Raw genomic sequence first — 20,705 nt, forward strand, 5'->3', positions numbered from 1 at the left:
GCGTTCTGCTAAAAAAACAGCAGCAGTGAAAAAGATTCACTGCTGCTTTGTTCACTGTTGGTTATTCATATTTTATTACACGCCACTCTGCCATTTGAAAGAGAGAGCTGCCGTTATTTGCTGTCATGAAAACACGGTAGTAAGTAAATGATTGCGGCGACGCCACTTCATACCGTTTGGTTTGAAAACGTGCAGCAAACTGCTCACCTGTACGTGTATCAAGATCGGTCCAGGTTGTATTATCATTTGAACCCTGCAGTTTCCAGTCTTTAGGATCACGTGTTGCTCCATCGTTTGCAGAAGTAAATGTGTATGCACCAACCGTAACCGGTGTACCAAACTGTAACTTCCACCATGCACCGCCGTTTGTAGCTAATGCAGTATTCCATGTCTGGAACAGGTATTTTGTATTGATGTCGTTATCGATGAGTTTAGGTGAGCCTTCGCCTGCACCTGAACCCCCATCATTTTCATTGCTTACTGTTAATGTACCAAGACCTGTTACATCAATCGACTTACGTAACAATGTATCAAAACGGAAATAAGTGGTTTGAAGTGATGATACAATTTGCCCGTTGGCAGCAGTGCTGAGGGAAATAGGCAACATATAACGTACACCTACTGTTACCGTATTTGTTTTAACTGTTAACGTTAACGGCGTTGAGCTTGTTGCACCTGCAGGAATAACCGTATTTAAACCGGAAAGTTCGTAACTGGTAGCAGGTAACAACGTGTAGTTCGTTCCATTTGCTGCATTGTATGCTGCAACTTTTGCAGCATCTACAACAAAGGATACACTGTTATCACTTCCTGCTGTTTTTAAACCACCGTAAGCGGCACCAAACACCAGCTCCTGGCGTGTATTGGTAGATGTAAACAACAGATCAACCTTTGCTCTTGTACCTACAGCCTGTGGCATATACACCGAGCCTTCGTTTGTTAATTCAATTGGCTTCGGTTTATTGCAGGCACCCATTGCTACAGTAAACAATGCTGCTGCTGTGAGTTTATAAAAATTATTTTTTTGCATTTTGTTCAATGTGAGTTGATGAAACAAATAAATTACCAACCGGTGTTTTGCTTAACAAGCGGATTTTTCAACACTTCGTTTGCAGGAACCGGGAACAGGTAATCTCTCTTACGGAATGTTCTTGTTTCCAACAATGTTTTCGTATAGAAAGCTGTTCCTGTTTGCGTTCTGTCCATACCGTAAAACGTACCGGCATCTGTTTGTTCGGCAACCTTCCATCTTCTTGTTTCGAAGTAACGCACATTCTCAAACGCCAGCTCTACCCTTCTTTCTGCACGGATGGCTGCACGCATTTCTGCTTGTGTTGCAGGCACAGGCAATGGGTTTGTTCCCGCACCGTATTGTGCAACACCTGCACGTTCACGAATGAAGTTGAGGTATTTTAAGATGTCTGCATCAACAGGATTCGACTCGTTCAATGCTTCAGCATAATCCAGATAAATCTGCGCCAAACGCAGATACAAACTTCCTCTTGCATCATCTGTATTGGCAACACCTTTACGGATAATGTAACCGGTTGGCGTAACATCAGATGTACTCTGTGCCAAACCGGAATTACCTGTCCGCTCCATATTTGTTACAATCAGGTTACCTGTATTCTGGTCAGGATAAAGCCATACACTGTTGTTGTAAGTGATACCAACATAAAAACGTGGTTCACGGTTTGTCCATTGATTGAATGTAGAACGTGTTGTGTTATCGTATGGCGCTTTGAAACTGCTGAAGCCTGTAGCTGTGTAACCTGCAGTTGGATCAGTAATGGGTTTACCATTCGCCATAAAGTAAGCATCTACCTGCGCCTGTGTGGCGCCGTTAGCACCTGCACCACGCTGGTTAGCATAACCTGCATGGAAAGGAGTACGATCGTAACGGATGAAACTGTAACCGGAATTAGAGCGACCGAAGATCCATTCTTTGTTCCAGCTTTGAGTGATCACATCACGACAAGACAGGTAAGCAGCTTTAAACGGATCAGCATCCGATACACGATACAGATCGTACGTACCCGGAGCAAACTCCGTTAAAAAATCTTTTGCTGCAGTTGCTGCTTTTGTCCATTTAGCAGCATCGTATGTTTGATTGAAAAGATTTTTTCCATCATCATTTTTCAATGCAGCATAATCGGTGTTACCGTTAAACAACGGACTTGCAGCCAACATCAACACCTGTACTTTATATGCTTTTACCACACCTTTTGTAAACTTACCGGCAACAGCAGATGTTGCTGGCAATTCGGTGTAAGCTTTATCGAGCTGATCAATAATAAACGTTACACAATCATCAAACGTAGAACGTGGACGGTTTACTTCTTCTGTAGTTGCTGCTACAGGGATCAGATCTTCACCCAAAATAACCACAGGGCCATAAATACGTAACAACTGATAATAGTAAAACGCTCTTAACGCTCTTGCCTCACCTCTCAGAATTGTTTTTTCAGTTGCACTGATCTCAGGCGTTGCATTATCGATACGTTGAATAAAATCTGTAGCATTACGGATAGCACGGTAATAATTATCCCAGTACACAGAAACGTTGCCATCTGTATTTGCCCATGCACTTTTGTTCATATTGTTGGCATACACAAAATCCCAGGTATACTTGCCTTCGTCCGATGCACCCGTCCAAACACCTGAGTTTTCATTGCCGCCAAAACGCTGATTAAATTCATTTGGCATTGCCTGGTAAATATTACCGATGTAACGGATAACATTGGTACGTGTTTTAAATACATCTTCAATGGTGAGGATGTTATCGGGCACAGTATCGAGATACTTTTTACAGCTGTTCATCGATACCAATGCCGTTATAAGAGATATAGAAACAATTAATTTTTTCATGTTCGTTTGTTTGGATTGATTATAAGGTAAACTCAACACCCAAAGAGAAGTTTCTGATGTTCGGATACAATGCACCGTTTGTTGTGTTCAGCTCAGGATCCCACAGTTTAAACTTGCTCCAGTAAAACAGGTTAAAGCCCTGTCCATAAACCTGTGCACTTCTGAAACCGATCTTCTTCACCCATTTATCAGGCAGATTATAACCAAATGCAAGACTTTTCAAACGCAGGAACGAAATATCTTTTATCCACCATGTGCTTGCAACAGTATTGTTTCTGTTTGCAGCATTACCATAAGCCAGGCGTGGATAAAATGCATTGGGGTTAGGATTTGCTTCTGTCCAGCGATCATTTGCTATTGACAGCAGATTACTTCTTTCAGGACCAGTGCTGTTGTTGAACGGAATAATACCATCGCCGCCAAGCAAGCGTTGTGCTCCCTGTATACCCTGGAAGAAAGCGCCGAAATAGAAACGTTTCCACTCTACGTTAAATCCAAAACCATAGATCCAGTTCGGCACATCACCATTACCAATACGGCTTACATCAAGGTTGTTGATCAAACCATCGCTGTTCAAATCTTTGTAACGGATATCACCGGGGCGTGGTTTGCCACCCAATGGTGTTTGATCGGGAGCGTTATCAATTTCTTTTTGATCTTTAAATAAACCAAGTGCAGTATAACCAAAAGTAGAAAGTGTGTTATAACCTCTTCTTTCCATATAAGGATATGGTTGTGTTGGCTGATCGTTTTCCATGATCATATCACGGTTATAAGTAACAGTACCTCTGAAATCCCATTTGGTTTGTCCCCAATAGAACGGCGTTGTTTCAACTGTTGCGTCGAAACCGGCATTGTTGATGACACCGAGGTTACCATAAGGACTATTATTTAAACCAACATAAGAAGGTAAGCTTGCTCTCTGTAAGAATACACCTGTTCTGTGTTCTTTAAAGAAGTCGAGTATAACCGATAATCTTGAATCGAGTGTTTTGAATTCGATACCCAGATCTTGCTTGCGTGATTTTGACCATTGTACAGGTGCACCATAATCCTGGATCTGTACACCGCCGCCACTGCCTTGGTTAGAAGTACCGTTACCCCATGTAAAGCCTGCAGCACCATCGGTAACAATTGTTAAGTATCCGAAACGGCGGCCACCTGCACCTGAACCAACTAAACCATCCGAATAACGGATCTTGAAAAATTGGAAAACAGGCTCAACAGCTTCGAAGAATTTTTCTCTTGATACAACCCAACCCATACCGATTGACGGGAAGAAACCAAAGCGATTTTCAGGCGCAAAGTTTTCTGAACCGTTGTAACCGAAGTTTACTTCTGCAAAATATTTTTCTTTATATGCGTATGTGCTACGACCTGCCAAACCCATACTGCGGAAAGGAAGTGATGCTGTTAAGTTTGCAGCAAATGCATCAATATAAGAGCGTTGGTTGTAAAGTACCAACCCTGTAATGTGATGATCTTTTTTAAACTCACGGTCGTAGTTAACTGCAGTTTCAATATAGAACGAACGGTTACCACCATTACTGCGTCCGTAAGCAAGGTTATCCGAACCGGTTGTAATAACAGGTAACAGGTTTACCGAGCCATCTGCATTGTACGGTGTAACAGGATTTATTTTATACGTGTTACGCTGGCGTGTACGGCTGATGGTTTGTGAGTTAAACGCATCGAACGAAAATAAACCATAGGCAGATAAACCGGGAACGATCATTTTCAGATCCTGCGTAATTTTTGCATTTGAATATACCTGGTTGCTGGCGCTGTTGATGTAACCTGTTTGTGTAATTTCTTCATACGGGTTACGCTGTGCGTTTGCAGCATTAATACCGGGTACTAAATTCCCGGGATACATTTTCGGATAAAGGATCGGAGTTGTCTGCATCACTTCTCTGAACGCCTGTTGCGCATTGTAACCGGGCGTGTTCAAATTGGTGATGTAACCTTGTATACCCAGATCGAACTTGGTTGTCTTTGTCCAGCTCATGTTAATGTTGCTGGTAAAGTTGTAACGCTTAAAACGTTGATCCGACTCGTAGCTTTGTGCACCATCTGTTTTCAGCAAACTTTGTTCGTCGTAATAAGCCAACGCCACATAGTAGTTTGCAGTTTCTGCACCACCACTTGCACTAAAATTCATTCTTCTTGTGGTACCTGATTGGTTGAAGATCTCTTTCATCCAGTCTACATTCGGATATAAATAAGGCTGATTACCTTTTAATGTAGAATCGATATACGCCTGCGTATATTCTGAAGCAAGGCCTGATGCAATGCGTGCTTCGTTACGCAGATCCATATAATCTTTTGCACCTGTTAACTGTGGTAATTTCGTAAAAGCAGTAACACCCTGGTTGTAGTTGAATTTTAAAACGGGTTTTGCAGATTTACCCTTTTTGGTGTTGATGAGAATTACACCATTTGCACCAGCCACACCATACACGGCTGTAGCAGATGCATCTTTCAAAATCGTAAAGGAAGCAATGTCTTCAGGATCGAGTGAGTTGATATCACGCCCCTGTACCCCATCAATAATAACCAGTGCACCACTTGAGTTAGGACCAAATGTAGAAATACCACGGATCCAGAGATCGGCAGTATTCTCACCTGGTAAACCTGTACGTTGCACACCAACCACACCTGAGACACGGCCAGCTAACACCGTACTTAAGTTAGCTACAGGTTGTTTGAGTTCTGTTACGTTTACAGTAGATTGTGCGCCTACAAGACTTACCTTTTTAGCCTTACCGAAACCAACCACAACTACTTCCTGCTGGCTGCCCTGCTTGGCATCCATAATAACTTCGAAGTAAAGTGTGTTGTTTACCGGTCTTGTAACTTCTACAAAGCCTACATAAGAAAATACCAGCACATCGCCGGTTGTTACGGTGATAGAGAACTCACCTTTTTCGTTGGTTGTTGTTCCGGCTTTACCGTTACCTTGTACAGTAACACTTACATCGGAAATAACTTTGTCCAACCTGTCTTTTACAACCCCGCTTACTTTTACTGTTGTCTGCGCAATTGCCGATACGGCCAGCAGACTAAAGCAAACAAGTAAAGCAAGGATGCGTTTGCATGCAAATGTTTTGCTCATAACTAGTTTTGGTTTAGGAACAGCAATACTAATTTTTAAAAAATCAGGTTGTAGTCAACACAAATCCAACAAATAGTTAATGAATACTTAACGAAAGAAGTTTGGAGGTTAGAAAGCAGTTATTTTGTACTTTACAAGATTCGTGTAAAGCCCATTCCACCCGTTATGTTAAAGCGTGACAGGATATTTATTTTTAAGATCATTGCAGTTGTTTGTACAACTGTACTTTGCCTTGTACAGCTTATTCACATCCGTAATATTTATAAGCTGGAAGAAAAGGTATATAATATTGATGAGAAGAAGATCCTTAAAACTGCTTACGAAGAAAGCATTGTAAACGACAAAGTATTTCGTGGTGCGGTAAAAATTATCGACACCATCTTATACCGGGAGTTTCCCGAACTGGAACGTTTGGCAACAAGCAACACCGATGCGTTTAAAAACCATGCAGCAAGGCTTTGCGATACGTTGTTCAAAGCACTGAACAAAGCCAACAACATGGATGCGTTTCTCGATTCAGTAAAAAAAGCAAACAATATTGATGCAGCAATCAACTATGCTCTTTTTGTTGAGCATTTTGCTATTGCCACAGAACCTAATCATTATTACACTTTATTTTCAAGCAACGAAGCTGATTATAAAACATCCGTACCCTATGTAGTAAATCACGGTGCAAAAATCGGAGGTACGCTTACTTCCTATAATCCGCAAACACTTACATCGGCATTAAAAGTAAGTGCTCCATCTGCACGCAGTTATCGTATGAACTTTGCGTTGTATTGCGACCGGACCGATCGTTTACAGCAGATCGTTTATAAAACATTACCGCAAACATTACTCTCAGTTTTTTCCATCGTTGCAATCCTCACTATATTCTTTTTAACCTTTGCAAACTGGATACGGCAAAAGAAAGCAAGTGAAATGAAATCGGATTTCATTAACACCATCAGTCACGAATTTCAAACACCGCTTACCACCATCATCATTGCCAATAAAACCATCGAAAACGAAAACCAGGCAATACGCAGCGAAAAGCTCGACAGTCTTTACAACATTATCAAACGACAAACCGAACGGCTAACCATTTTAATGCAGCAGGTAATTGAAACAGGTGGCGAAAAACCGATTAAGCTGGTGATGGAAAAGCATGTTATCAATAATGAGCTGGAAGAAATCATTTCCGACTATCGCATTAACCTCGATCTTGCCAATACGAAAATTTCTTTTACACCCAAAACAAACGAAGATGCAGTGCTGCTCGACAAACTGCATTTCACATCCATCATTCTGAATATACTTGACAACAGCGTTAAATACAATCACAAAACGGTAAAAGATATTGCTGTTACAACGTATGCCAAAAACAGTCAAACACTTGCCATCAGCATCAAAGACAATGGCGACGGCATGAGTAATAAAGTAAAGCGTAAAATGTTTTTTAAATTTTACCGTAACCCTTCTTTGGTTAGCAGCAATGCGCCGGGCATAGGTCTTGGATTATACCATACCAAACAATGCCTCGATGCACATGGCTGGAACTATGAAGTAATGAGTAAAGAGCAGGTTGGCACAGAATTTATCATTTACATTCCGTTAATAATTGAACAGGCCTGATGTTGTTATTTTTGCAGTATCACTAATGAGCAGAATATGACAGAGAAAATACTTTTTGTGGAAGATGAGCAAGACCTGGGGAGCCTCATTAAACAATACCTCGAAACAAAAGGCTTTGATATAGACTGGTTCGATAATTCGAAGAATGCATTAAAAGCGTTTAAAGAAAACACATCGAGCTACGGGCTTTGTTTACTCGACGTACAGATGCCGCAGAAAAGCGGTTTTGAACTGGCTGAAAACATTGTGCAGATTAAAGAACATATTCCGTTTGTTTTTTTAACCGCACGTACAGAAAAGAAAGATCGGCTAACAGGACTTAATCTTGGTGCAACAGATTACATCAGTAAACCATTTGATATTGACGAGCTGGCATTAAAGCTTAAGAACATTCTGAAGATGACATCGGGTGCTGTTGCTCCAAAAGTGCAACTATCTTCGTACATGATCGGCGATATTCTTTATAACCGTGAGCAGTTAACAGTAACTACTCCCGATAAAAAAGTAGCCAAGCTTACAACAAGAGAAGCAGAACTGATTGAACATTTTTACCACAACAAAAACAAGCGCATAAAAAAAGAAGAGATCCTTGTAAAGATCTGGGGCGAGAACGACTACTTCCTTGGCCGCAGCCTCGATGTATTTATTTCACGCCTGCGCAAAATAATTGCACAATCGAAAAAAGTAAGTTTAAGCAATGTGTATGGTGCTGGGTATATTTTTAATGTGGAAGAGTAAGATAAACTCGTAAAATCTCCATTGACAGTCTTCCAATAACTTAAAACGACAATTATGTATAAAGTTGATACAGAATTAAGCGAGGGTTACAACCTTAAAAGTTACTAACGCAATAAAAAAGCCTCATTCTGTTTGAATGAGGCTTTTAGCTTTTAAAGCTATTTTTGTGACTCCGTCAGGATTCAAACCTGAAACCTTCTGATCCGTAGTCAGATGCTCTATTCAGTTGAGCTACGGAGCCATTCCCGTTAACGGGCTGCAAATATAGGGCGGTTCATTTAATTTCCGAAATCTTTATTACTCAGTTTTTTAAATAAAAAAAATCCCCCGCTGTAAACGGAGGATTTCTGAACCTGTAAATCCTTAAAAATGGTAGCCAAGCGACAAGCCAAAGCCGGTATTGCGGTAGGCTGTATTATCGTTACTAACACCTTCTATTACCGGGTTTATTTTCTGTAAACCAAGCTGGGCGTTCAGTTGCAGACTTAAACGGCTGCTCATCTCGTAACCAAAAAGTAAGTTGGCACCGGCATCCATACGGCGGTAATAATAATCGGAAATAGCTTCGGATGCGGTAATTGTATTTTTAAACTTTACAGTACTCTTATCGCCATCTTCCTGCGTTACTTTTCCGTTTAAAGCAAAACCAACATACGGACCTACACCCAACATCATTCTTCCTTTGCCCAATACCGGTTTATACAAAAATGTTACCGGCACATCGAGGTATGAAATATTGAGTACATCGTTTGAGCCTTTAAACTTTGTACCCTTACCCGAATAAAGCAATCCGGGTTGCAGATAAAAGTCATCTGCTAAAGGCACATCGGCAGTTACTCCGGCCTGTAAACGTGGAACCAGCTTATTCTCGAGTTTATTATCGGAAAAGCTCCGTCCATTAATGTTTTGAAAATTAACTCCCGCCCTGATGCCAAAGCTTACGCCGTTTGATTTTGTTGTTTGCGCCTGTACTGCAGCAGTAAATAAAATTCCTGCTGCTAAAAGTTTCATTCCTTTCATATGTATGTTTCTTTTGTGTGAGTAATTATTTAGATGAACCGGCCTGTTTCTGTGCATCTGATTTCATTTTTTCATTTGCCGTAATTAAAAATTCCACACGGCGGTTTTGTGAACGACCTTCTTCGGTATCGTTACTATACTTGGGATAATTTTCGCCCATTGGTTTTGGATTCATCCGTGACAATTGAATTCCTTTATCAATGAGATACATCATAACTGCATTAGCCCTGCGTTGCGATAGTGATTCGTTGTATGCATCGCTGCCTTTATTATCGGTGTGCCCTTGTATTTCAATGTTTGTATCAGGATATTTTTTCAGCACAGTTGCCAACTCATTTAAACTTGTTTTTGCTTCAGTTTTTAATCCTGATGCATCAAAATCAAACAGCACTTTACTTTCAAACTCAATTTCAATACCCTCACCCACACGTTCAACCTTTGCGTTAGGCACTTGCTTTTTTATTTCTTCGGCTTGTTTATCCATTTGTTTGCCAATTAACACACCGGCGGTACCACCAACTGCAGCACCAATAATTGTTCCCAGAGCAGTGTTGCCCGATGCACGGCCAATTACCCCACCAATGGCGGCTCCGCTTGTTGTACCAATAATGGCACCTTTCTGTGTTTTTGTCATTCCTTTACATGCAGCAAGCAATAAACTTATTGCTACCACTGCGTACATTAGTTTTGTTCCTTGTCTCATGGTCATTTTATTTTATCTGCTTGCTCCTTGCCAAAGATTGTGCCAACGCAAGTATTAACATAAAAAAGAAGGACTGCGAATGCAGTCCTTCTTTCTGTAAAACAATACGGTATATTTTTTATTTAATAAGATTTAGTGCACTTAACCAACCGGTCCGTTTTGTGCTCCATCCACTTAAAAAAGCCTCAGGTTTTAAGCCGCCTTCAAGACTTTTTAAAACACCTGTTGCCTGCGCCATTGTTTTAACTGTATTTGCAGTTGAAATAAGATTCTGGACGTTAAAACCCTGCTTAAACATATCTGGTTTTATAAATCCTGCAAGTGATGCAATAGACTTGCCAACACCAACTGCATCTTTTACTTTACCTGCAGTGCTTAAAAAATTTCCTTTTGCACCTGTCCATTGATCTGTAAAAGATGCGGGCTTAATTGCATTTGTAAATTGAGAGAGAAGACTGCCGATGTTTGCTCCTCCATTAACTTTTGGTAACTGGGCGTTGGTTACAGCAACAAAAAACAGCATGCATAGTGCTGTTACAGCGAATTTCAATTTCATAGTTTATAATTTAATTGTGCGAAAGAACAGTTTTTTGACTGTGTTACAAATTTTATTCTGTGCCCGGTTGTTTTAACTGCCAGCCGGTTTTCTTTTTTTCTTCACTTACCATCGTTTTAACATCAGCCAATAACTTTTTAGCATCGTACACAATGCCATCTTTAATGGTAAACTTTACGCCACCTGCACGTACAACTTTATTTTCTGTATTTAAACGAATGGCGCCTGTGCCATATAATAATTGCAAATTCTCCAAAGGGTTCACTTCAACTACAACAATATCTGCCAGCTTACCCACTTCAATACTACCCAGATCTTTTTCTACACCCAAAGCCTGTGCTCCATATAATGTGGCAGAACGTATTACTTCCAACGGATGGAAACCAGCCTCACGCAACAACTCCAACTCACGTATGTATCCAAAACCATAGGTTTGATAAATAAACCCGTTATCGCTGCCTGTTGTTACACGACCGCCACGGTTTTTATATTCGTTGATGAAGCTCATCCATAACCGATAATTTTCTTTCCACTCTACTTCCTGTTCTGTTCCCCAGCTATGCCAGTAACTGCCATGCGATACACGGCTTGGCTCGTAAAATTTCCATAACGATGGCAATGTATACTCTTCATGCCACTCTGCCCTTCGTGCACGTTGCAGATCTCTGTTAGCTTCGTAAATATTAAATGTAGGATCGATGGTAAAATCAAGTTTCAGTAATTGATTCATTACATTATTCCAATGATCGCTGAAGGGTGCTGCTGCCTGTTTCCATAATTTTCCTGCTTCTTCAAAACGATGTTGTTCGTTGCTGTAATTATAACTGAGTGGATATTGCTGAATGGTTTGTTTTGTAAACAAAGCTTCAGGCAAACCATACCAATGTTCCATCGAAGTCATTCCTGCTTCTGCAGATTTCAACACATTCCAACGTGCAACATCCATTTGTGCATGATGTGCACAACTGCGTAAACCCAGCTTTTTATTTTCACGGATTGCTGCATCCATTATTTGTGGCGCTGCTCCAAAAAACTTAATACCATCGGCACCGTTCTTTGCATTTTGACGAACCCATTCAATAGCTTGCTCAGGCGTACTGATGGGCGTTTTACTTCCCTGACCAAATGCTGTGTAAGCAAAAATGCGTGGCGCTGTAATTTTATTTTCGGCACTCAATCTTTTTTCTTCAAGCACCCAATCAAGACCGTTACCACACGAAGGGTCACGAATTGTTGTTATACCATGCGCCATCCAGAGTTTAAATACATATTCTGCATTGGCTCCTTGTCCTGTACCGCCGATATGACCATGCATATCAATAAAACCAGGTAGTACATACTGTCCATCGAGTTTCAGTTCTTTACCACCTTCTTTTAGTTTAGGGCGATTGTTTTCATTAATGACTACACCGGGATAACCAACATTGGCTATTTGTACAATGCGGTTCTTTTCAATTACAATATCAACAGGACCAACAGGTGGTGCACCTGTACCATTGATCATAATTACTCCACGAAGAATAAGCTGTGTATACGGCCCCTCGCCTTCGTTTTTAACCGGCGCTTTTGCAACCTGGGCCTGAAGTGAAATAAAAAAACAAACAGCAAGAATAATTGTAGTAATAAATCGCATAACAGATAGTTGTACCTGAAAATACAACTATTCAGCAGAACACTATTTTTCAAATGCTATGCATAAAAAAGCTGCTTATGTACGGCATAAGCAGCTGATGAACGATTTACTTATTTAAACTGATGCTCCGGAAAATATTTCCCGAGCAATGTTTTAAACGCAGCTGTATTCCTGATTTTTGCAAACTCTTTCTGGCTCCACACTTCTTCTGCATCGCCATATTTCAGTTTCAATGCATTCTCAAGATTGCTGAGAACTGCAGCATCATTTCCTGTTGCTGCATGGCTTACTGCAAGGTAATAATAACCCGAAGCCGCTTTATTATTTGCTTTAACCAAACGTTCAAGGTATGGAATTGCTTTTGCGTATTGATTGGTATTGACATGTATTAAACCAATAAACAGCAATGGATTTTCGTATGATGGATTTATTGCCAATGCCTTTTCGTAATACTGCAATGCTTCTGTATAGTTCTGTTGAGTATAGAACATACTGCCGAGATTATTGTAAGCACGGATCATTGCCGGATCTAATGCCACAGCTTTTAAGAAATAGTATTGTGCCGAATCGTATTTTTTATAGCGGAGATAAACTACACCTGCGCTGTTGTACAAGTCGGGCATTTCGGGACGTAAGGCAATAGCCTGGTGCAACATTTTTACCGACGAGTCGGGCTCACTCATATCTCTGAAGAGATCCGCCATATCAATTAACACCGAAATATTTTCATTGTTGTATTGATAAGACATGCGATAGTTATACAGAGCAGAATCTAACTTGTTTTGCTTTTTATGCAGCAAAGCAATACTATTATAGATCTGCGCATTACCCGGACTTAATTCCAACGCTTTATTTAAACAATAAAATGCAGAATCGTATTGCTTGTTACGTTCGTATACCGATGCAAGATTGCTGAAGAAGGAAGAATTAAGCGGATCGTACTGTACAGCCGAACGGAAATATTTTGCAGCAGAATCGAACTGGTTTTTCCGGAAATAATAAACACCGATTGAATTGTACGTACTGCCATCGCCTGCATCAACCGAAATTGCTTTATTAAAATAGATATTGGCAGAGTCGGCCATACGTGCATTCTGATAAAATGTTGCCATGCTGATGTAAGCATTTTTCGACGTAGGATTCATGCTGATGATCTTTCTGAAATAAAACGAAGCAGAATCTACCCTGCGCCCCTGCTCATGCAAACGTGCAAGATCAAGATACGGCTGCATATAAAAAGGATCGAGTTTAATGGACCGATGAAAATAACTCAATGCAGAATCTGCAAGATTGATTTCTTTAAAGAAATTGCCTAACAGATCGAACACATAAGCCTGATCGGGATAGTACTGCACGCTCTGCAAGTAAAACTTTCTTGCCGAATCGTATTGTTTCATTGCTCCATACACACGTGCAAGACCATTGTAAGCCGATACAAATGAAGAATCTTTTTGCACACAACTTGTAAAGTATTGAATCGCTTCTTTGTACTTTCCCTTCTCCTTCATTAACCAACCAACATTGTTTAATGCCGATATGTTATTCGGATCGAGCTGCAATGCTTTCTGGTATAAACTCAATGCCCTTTCCGTTTTATTTTGCTGAAACTCGTAGTAACCAAAGTCAACATACGCATCTGCATTCTTCGGGTCTATTTCAATTGCTTTTTCGTAGTAAGCCCTTGCCTGTTCAAAACGTTTCAATTGTAAATACGAGTAAGCAACCGTTGTATAAGGATAACGCCAGCGTGGTGCTTTGCTGATTGCTTTTAAACTGTAGTACACAGCACTATCGTACCGCTTTAACTGCAGGTGTAGCGATGATATGGTGTGCAGAATATAAGCCGCATTGCTATCAAGTGCATAAGCCTGGTAAATAAGGCTCTTTGCTTCCTGCATATCGAGCACTTTGTTCTTTTCATCAAACAAACTCCGTGCTTTAAAGAACAAGAGTTTACCCCGTAAACTTTTAATTAATGGTTCATCAGACTGATCGATAAGGGTAATTGCTTTCGCCATCATTGCAGCTACTTTGCTAAAATCGAGACCGGCAATATACTCGAGCCGTTGAATACCTGCTTGTATTTCTTCACTGCGGCTGTTATCGTCGAGCTGTGTACGAATCTGTTGAATACCGGCAGCATCTTTACCACTCAAATACAAATTGATCTTACGTTGTGCAAAATTGATAAACTCAGCAGCCAGTGTTTGACGTGCATCAACAGTTAACACATCATCGGGGTAAAGCCGCTGCATTTTTTCGTAAAAGAAATCGGCAGAGCTATCGCCGGTAAGCTTTAGTTTTTTTATCGATTGATTAAAGTCATTATATATCTGTACAATATTACTATCGGCCAGCAAAGCGCCCCTGCCTCTTGCACTACGCATCATTGCATTTACGCCGCCATCTTCCATTGCCACATTACCAACATTCTTACCCATTTCCCACTTCTTCAAAAAACCACTGTCAACAACCGCTACATTTTTTTGGCCATTATCATCGCAACAAATAAAAGGTTCCTGTTTTTTCTTATACTTTTTAAGTGCAAACTGCGGCACTTTATCCAACACATACGAACGAAGCTCAACCAATGTTATTACGCCGTCTTTTCCTTCGTAACCATCGGCCAAACCACTTAAACCATCAACAAGGTAATAGGTAAACAATCCATGACCGGAACCAATTGTTGCGTCCTCCATCGACTCTTGCCCTGCTCCTGTTGCCAGCATAATTACCTCTCCGGCTTTGCGTTCGGAAATTGCCGAACTTAATATTTGTTGCCCATCCTGGCCGCCGGGTAATTCGTTGGTACGACAGGCATCCATAATGAGGTAGATCTCTACATTTTTACGACTGAGCTCGCCAATGCGGCTTTTAAGATTATACAGCTGTATACTACCTGTTACAATGTAATTGTTTTTATCGCCTGCAGGATTGCAATCGTAAGTAAGAAAAAAGTATTCGTCCTGGTTAATTGCATCGCCATGGCCAGCGAGGTAAATGTACAGCCTGTCGCCTGCGCCAAGATTTTTCTGCCGTAACCACGCCATCCCCTTTACCCAAAAGTTAGCTGATGTTGCCTGGTCGTTTACGAGGTACAACATTCTGTCGTCGGGTATACTTGCCTCACCCCTGGACTGCAAATAATCTTTAAACAAACCTGCATCACTATCAGCAAACGAAAGCGGACGAATGTGTTTGTAATTGGAAATACCAATGATCATGGCATAACTTTTCCCAACCACGGCAACTTTGGAAGTATCGTTTGTTGCAGATGTTTGAGCCTCTATGAAATGTGGATTAAATAAGGTAAATGCACAGATCAGAACTATCAAAGCAGCGTAATTTCTCATATATTCGGGCACTAATTTAGCAATTCAGTTCTAAGCTTACAAGCATCTACACCAATGCAATCAACCAAAACCACAAAAAAAGTCAAAACATCCCCGGGTGTTTTCAATAATATTTTCCAGGGGCTATATCAATTTCTCCGCAAATCGTTTCGCAGGCTGCACCATTTTTACCTGCGCTATTTATATAAGCGAGATACCATTTTCGCCACAATTTCTGTGTTTTTGTTTATCGGGCTGCTTGGGCTTATACCAATTAACACCGGCATTCTTAACCCTTTTAAAACAGCTTTAAAAGACCTCGACTTTAACGACATCGCTTATTCTGTTCTCAAAAAGAACAAAGGCACTGCTGTAGAAAACCGCATTATAGTCGTAAACATTGGCAATGCCGACCGAACGGGTTTAGCATTGATGATTGAAAAGATACGTGCTGCAAATCCAAAAGTTATAGGGCTTGATGTGGAGTTTAACGGACCAAGAGAGCCTGCACAGGATTCGTTAATGCGCCACATGGTAGGTAGCACCCCACAGCTGGTAATTGCCTCCAAGGTAAATTGGCAAAATAAAACAGAGCCCATAGATCCCGGATACTTTGGTATATTTACAAAAAACACCGGATACGTAAACCTGATTGGTGAAGATGGAGGTACAATCCGCTATTTCTCTCCCTTTGAAAAAGCAAACGGCAAAACATACAAAAGTTTTCCCGTAGCGATTGCAGAACAAGCCAGCAAAGAAGCATTTCAGCATTTAGAGCATCGCAAGCGTGCTTACGAAGTAATTCATTACAGCCGCACTATAGAACAATACATTGTTCTTAATGGCGAAGATGTGTTGCTGGATAATATTGCGCCTGAATTATTGAAGGATAAGATTATACTGATGGGGTATATTAATCCCGATCCGTACAATGTAGAAGACAAACATTATACACCGTTAAATAAAAAATTTGCAGGAAAGTCAACACCCGATATGAATGGGATCATTATCCACGCCAACATAATTTCCATGATACTGGACAAACAGTATATACGTGAAATTCCAACCTGGCTGTTCTGGATCATTACCATTCTTATTGCCTGGCTGCATGTTGCATTGTTTATGCGTTACTACATCGAAGATCATATCTGGTTTCACCTGGTGGCAAAACTTGCACAGATCTTTTTTGCCATTCTTTCGGTGTACATCGGTATTGTTTGCTTCGATTGGTTTAGTGTAAAGATCGACACCAAGATTTCGTTGATCGTAATTATCTTGGCAATCGACATTATCTATTTTTATGAAGCGCTGGCCGTTTGGTTGCATACCAAATATGGTTTCCATACCAATTTTCACTCAAAAGCACACTAAATATGAAATCGATTCAACTCTTCCTTCTCGCATGTGTATTTGTTCTAACTGCAAATGCACAAAAAGCAAACGCTTATTTGATTTATTCTGTGAAAGGATCTGTTACCATTACCGAAAACAACAAACCCGGCAAAGCACAAATAGGCAAACTGCTTACCGACCAATCGAAACTTACTGTTGGCGCAAATTCGCTTGTAAGTATTATTTGTAATGAAAACAGTTTGTTCTCTGTTACCAAGCCCGGAACCTATGCAATGGATCAGTTTAAAGATTCCTGTCTTACAAACAAAAGCTCCATTACATCAAACTACCTGAAGTTTATCTGGAACCAGCTTACTACACCAAAAGGCAGCCCGGAAAAAAACAGGAAAAGTTACATGAACAATGTAGGTGCCGTAAGCCGTAGCAACATGAGCATCTGGATTGATTCAAGACTGGATACCATTAACTATTATTCCGGTTCGTTTCCTGTATCGTGGAAAAGTTATTCCGATACAGAAGAATTTTTATTTGAAGTGTACGAACAACAGCAGGGCGGAAAACCGATTTACCAGAAAACAGTTAAAAAAACGGCCGTACCTATTGCAGATTTTGCATCGAAGCTGAAACCCAACACACCGTATTACTGGCAAATAACGGTGAAGAACGAAGACCCCGAAAAACGTAAAGTGATTTATATATGGGAAAAAGCTGGGTTCGAAAGTTTTGTTACACAGTTGAAGGATTTGCAAAAAGTACAGGAAACAGAAGCTGAACAATTGTTCAGAGTTGGTTTCTTACTTGAATCTGCACGTTTTTATTCTGATGCTTATCGTTATTACCAACGTGCTGCACAGTTAAATCCTGAACTCGAACTTTACAAAAAAACACTCGAAGCATTTAAGAAAGATTTTTTGCCGCAATAACCATACTTTATTATCAACCACGAAAGCCCCTACTGCAACGTTGGGGCTTTTTCTTTATCGGCACAACAAATACGTTTTGTTCTTCCGACATTTACAGCCAAAACAGGAACATGAAAATAAAGCTCTGGAGTATTGGCAAACCACATGAACAATATGTAAAATCGGGTGTGGAAGATTTCACCAAACGCATCTCTAATTACTATCCTGTTGAGTGGGCCATTATTCCGGTACCGAAAAATGCAGCTGCACTTGGCGAAGCAAGTTTAAAAAAGAAAGAAGGTGAAGTGTTGCTGGGCATGTTGGATAAAGATGATTACCTGGTTGCGTTGGATGAACGTGGTAAACAACTGAGCAGCGAAGGACTTGCTGAATTTATTATGAAGCGAACCAATGAAAGCACAAAGAATCTTGTGTTTCTGATTGGTGGTGCATATGGTATAGATGAAGCAGTGATGCAAAGGGCAAATTACAAATGGAGTTTATCGCAGTTGGTTTTTCCGCATCAGCTGGTGCGGTTGATCCTGGCTGAACAAGTATACAGGGCATGCAGTATTAACCGGAATGAAAAATACCACCATAGTTAAGTACGAAAGAATTTCGGATGTAGGATTTAGGATGTCTGATGTAAAAACTGCAACCCATTCACTATTGACTATTCACCATTCACAATTGGCCATTCACTATTTCTCATTAGATTTGAACATAAACGATTAACGAAATGGATATTCCTGTTACCTATCTCATTATTGGATTTACCTGCCTGGTTTCCATTCCCGCTTTTAACAATGAAAAGATGACCAACAACATGGTGTTCTATCCTGCACGTATGAAAAACGGGAAAGAACTCTATCGTTTTTTAACACATGGTGTGCTGCATGGCGATTATATGCATTTGATCTTTAACATGCTTACACTTTACTTCTTTGGACCTTACGTTGAAGGAGCCATTCTTGGAAAGTTTGCATTTGTTCTTTTATACGTAACTGCATTGGTTGCTTCTTCGATGTTTGATTTCTTTAAACATAAAGACAATTACTATTATCGTTCGCTCGGAGCATCGGGAGCAGTATCGGCAGTGCTTTTTGTAACGATCATTGTTGATCCGTGGGCAAGAAACATTTGCCTGTTTGGTGTGCTCTGTTTACCCAACATTATTTTCGGTGTTGCCTATATTGCTTACTCCAGCTATATGGATAAGCGTGGCGGCGATAACATTGGGCATAATGCACACTTGTGGGGCGGCATCTACGGTTTTATTTTTGCAGCTATTGCAAGGCCCGATCTGTTACAAGGGTTTATTGAGCAGTTAACGCACCCCCGTTTTTAACGAAAGCTTTAATGCAGTTGTAGTGCTGTCTGTAAGTTTAAACCGATCATCGATCCGGTGACCAACCACCCAGATGATTTTTTTATTGCACTCCAGCACCCATACATTTTCTTTTTCGGTTTTGGATAATTTCTGATCGATAAAGAAACGGGCCAGCTTCTTTTTCTTTTTCATGCCAAGCGGATAAAAGTAATCGCCGGCTTTCCATTTGCGCAACAGTAATGGAAATTCAATATGCTTTGCATCGAGCAGCACAGTTGTGTTGGAATTGGGGATTGGGATTTGGGAATTAGGAATTTGTTGCACTTCCAGCAGCCCTAATACAAACCCTGTTGTTCCAACACCCTCCACAACCACATGTCCCACTTCTGCAGTATCGTAAGCTGCAATTACCAGCCATGCCCGATTTTTAATGATGCGGAAGAATAAGAGCGGCGATGTAATGAACTTACCTGTTTCAGCAACGGCCAGCTTTTCCACTTCTTCAATTTGCCGTTCGGTAAAACCATAATGACGGATGATCTCATAGATCAATGCCCTGTTATTGTATTGCAGCAACTGTTTGGCGGGAATAAATACTTCATCGCCTTTTTGTTTGCATAGTTTTTTAATGAGCTGTTGTGTTGACAGTTGATACAATGCTTCAATTGATTTAAAACGCTCCAGGTTATCCTGCAGATTTTGCTTTACCTGCGGATATACTTTTTCAATAGCCGGAATAATTTCATTCCGGAAAAAGTTGCGGGTGTACTTCGACGATTGATTCGATGAATCTTCCCTGTACTGCAAGTTATTTTCTGCAGCATAGTTCACCAACTCCTGCTTGCTGAAAGAAAGCAAAGGCCGTTTGATATGTCCGTATGCAACAGGAATACCTGTTAACCCATGCAGACCTGTGCCCCGAAAGAAATGCATGAGCAAGGTTTCGTTGTTGTCATCGGCATGGTGGGCGGTGAGGAGATGAGTGATGAGTGATGAGTGGTGCCTGCTCTCCGTAGCTTTAGCGAAGGAGAGAGTGGAGGCCGCTGCGTTTTCCGATTCACGACTAACGATTGACGCATCACTGTTCACCAACTCCTCAAACCATTCATACCGCAACACCCTTGCTGCTTCCTGGATAGAGAGTTTATTTTCTGTTGCGTATTCTTCTGTGTTGAAACGCTGCACATGCAGCTGCACATTGTATTGTTGTGCCAATGAACGTACAAAACTTTCATCGGCTTCACTCTCCTCGCCTCTTAGTTGAAAATTACAATGTGCTATGCTGAAATGATAGTTGGATTTTGCACAAAGATCAACCAGCACCACACTATCCACTCCTCCACTAACGGCAAGGAGCAGTTGATCTTTTGGTTGAAAAAGATTGTACTGTTGAATGTATTGTTGAAAACGATGTAATAAACTCATTTAGTAATATCTCAAAGATGAACCAATCAATGTAGTACAAGTGTGCGACGCAACAAAAGAACAATCAAAGCTCAAAAGCCGGTAACAAAAAACTACAAACCAAAAACTATAAACTA

At 40.7% G+C, this 20,705-nt stretch carries 15 protein-coding genes and 1 tRNA gene; 6 read left to right on the forward strand and 10 right to left on the reverse strand.

The features are described from left to right. Nucleotides 1-61: 61 nt before the first annotated feature. Genes ESA94_RS03245 through ESA94_RS03255 form a run of 3 tightly spaced genes read right to left on the reverse strand, consistent with a single transcriptional unit; the run spans nt 62 to nt 5,983 of the window. Nucleotides 62-1,030, reverse strand: a complete 969-nt coding sequence (locus ESA94_RS03245) for a BT_3987 domain-containing protein (RefSeq protein WP_129129413.1) — start codon at nt 1,028-1,030, stop codon at nt 62-64. Nucleotides 1,031-1,062: 32 nt separating this feature from the next. After that, nucleotides 1,063-2,868 carry a RagB/SusD family nutrient uptake outer membrane protein gene (locus ESA94_RS03250; RefSeq protein ID WP_129129414.1) on the reverse strand — a complete coding sequence of 602 codons (1,806 nt, stop codon included), beginning with the start codon at nt 2,866-2,868 and terminating at the stop codon, nt 1,063-1,065. A 19-nt stretch (nt 2,869-2,887) separates the two neighbouring features. Further along, the gene (locus ESA94_RS03255) at nt 2,888-5,983 is read right to left on the reverse strand and encodes a SusC/RagA family TonB-linked outer membrane protein (RefSeq protein ID WP_129129415.1); all 3,096 of its coding nucleotides are present in this window, start codon (nt 5,981-5,983) and stop codon (nt 2,888-2,890) included. 165 nt (nt 5,984-6,148) lie between these two features. Here ESA94_RS03255 and ESA94_RS03260 point away from each other — a divergent pair, with 165 nt between their 5' ends. Beyond that, nucleotides 6,149-7,597, forward strand: a complete 1,449-nt coding sequence (locus ESA94_RS03260; RefSeq protein WP_129129416.1) for a sensor histidine kinase — start codon at nt 6,149-6,151, stop codon at nt 7,595-7,597. Nucleotides 7,598-7,633: 36 nt separating this feature from the next. Next, complete coding sequence (locus ESA94_RS03265; protein ID WP_129129417.1) at nt 7,634-8,335, forward strand: response regulator transcription factor; 702 nt, start codon at nt 7,634-7,636, stop codon at nt 8,333-8,335. Nucleotides 8,336-8,502: 167 nt separating this feature from the next. Here ESA94_RS03265 and ESA94_RS03270 read toward each other — a convergent pair. The 6 genes from ESA94_RS03270 to ESA94_RS03295 all read right to left on the reverse strand — a co-directional run bounded on the left by ESA94_RS03270 (nt 8,503) and on the right by ESA94_RS03295 (nt 15,582). Continuing rightward, nucleotides 8,503-8,576, reverse strand: a tRNA-Arg gene (locus ESA94_RS03270). A 122-nt stretch (nt 8,577-8,698) separates the two neighbouring features. Next, nucleotides 8,699-9,346: a porin family protein gene (locus tag ESA94_RS03275; protein ID WP_164972622.1), complete on the reverse strand. Its 648-nt coding sequence runs from the start codon at nt 9,344-9,346 to the stop codon at nt 8,699-8,701. Between the two features lie 34 nt (nt 9,347-9,380). Further along, entirely contained in the window at nt 9,381-10,058 is a 678-nt protein-coding gene (locus ESA94_RS03280; protein ID WP_129129419.1) for an OmpA family protein, read from the reverse strand. Nucleotides 10,059-10,176: 118 nt separating this feature from the next. Continuing rightward, entirely contained in the window at nt 10,177-10,614 is a 438-nt protein-coding gene (locus tag ESA94_RS03285) for a hypothetical protein (protein WP_129129420.1), read from the reverse strand. 52 nt (nt 10,615-10,666) lie between these two features. Further along, nucleotides 10,667-12,247 (reverse strand): amidohydrolase family protein, encoded by a 1,581-nt coding sequence (locus tag ESA94_RS03290; protein WP_129129421.1) that lies wholly within the window; start codon nt 12,245-12,247, stop codon nt 10,667-10,669. A gap of 110 nt (nt 12,248-12,357) precedes the next feature. Then, nucleotides 12,358-15,582, reverse strand: coding sequence for a tetratricopeptide repeat protein (locus ESA94_RS03295; protein WP_164972624.1), 3,225 nt, complete (start codon nt 15,580-15,582; stop codon nt 12,358-12,360). 72 nt (nt 15,583-15,654) lie between these two features. Here ESA94_RS03295 and ESA94_RS03300 point away from each other — a divergent pair, with 72 nt between their 5' ends. The 4 genes from ESA94_RS03300 (at nt 15,655) to ESA94_RS03315 (ending at nt 19,182) form a co-directional block, all read left to right on the forward strand. Beyond that, the gene (locus tag ESA94_RS03300) at nt 15,655-16,950 is read left to right on the forward strand and encodes a CHASE2 domain-containing protein (RefSeq protein ID WP_129129423.1); all 1,296 of its coding nucleotides are present in this window, start codon (nt 15,655-15,657) and stop codon (nt 16,948-16,950) included. Nucleotides 16,951-16,952: 2 nt separating this feature from the next. Then, entirely contained in the window at nt 16,953-17,855 is a 903-nt protein-coding gene (locus ESA94_RS03305; protein ID WP_129129424.1) for a hypothetical protein, read from the forward strand. Nucleotides 17,856-17,965: 110 nt separating this feature from the next. Next, nucleotides 17,966-18,439 (forward strand): 23S rRNA (pseudouridine(1915)-N(3))-methyltransferase RlmH, encoded by a 474-nt coding sequence (locus tag ESA94_RS03310; protein WP_129129425.1) that lies wholly within the window; start codon nt 17,966-17,968, stop codon nt 18,437-18,439. Nucleotides 18,440-18,573: 134 nt separating this feature from the next. Further along, a complete protein-coding gene (locus ESA94_RS03315) occupies nt 18,574-19,182 on the forward strand; it encodes a rhomboid family intramembrane serine protease (protein ID WP_129129426.1) in 609 nt (202 codons plus the stop codon). Here ESA94_RS03315 and tilS read toward each other — a convergent pair. Continuing rightward, nucleotides 19,162-20,589 (reverse strand): tRNA lysidine(34) synthetase TilS, encoded by a 1,428-nt coding sequence (gene tilS, locus ESA94_RS03320; protein ID WP_129129427.1) that lies wholly within the window; start codon nt 20,587-20,589, stop codon nt 19,162-19,164. The genes ESA94_RS03315 and tilS overlap by 21 nt on opposite strands. Nucleotides 20,590-20,705: the final 116 nt, after the last annotated feature.

Source organism: Lacibacter luteus (assembly GCF_004118265.1).
GTDB classification, from domain to species: domain Bacteria; phylum Bacteroidota; class Bacteroidia; order Chitinophagales; family Chitinophagaceae; genus Lacibacter; species Lacibacter luteus.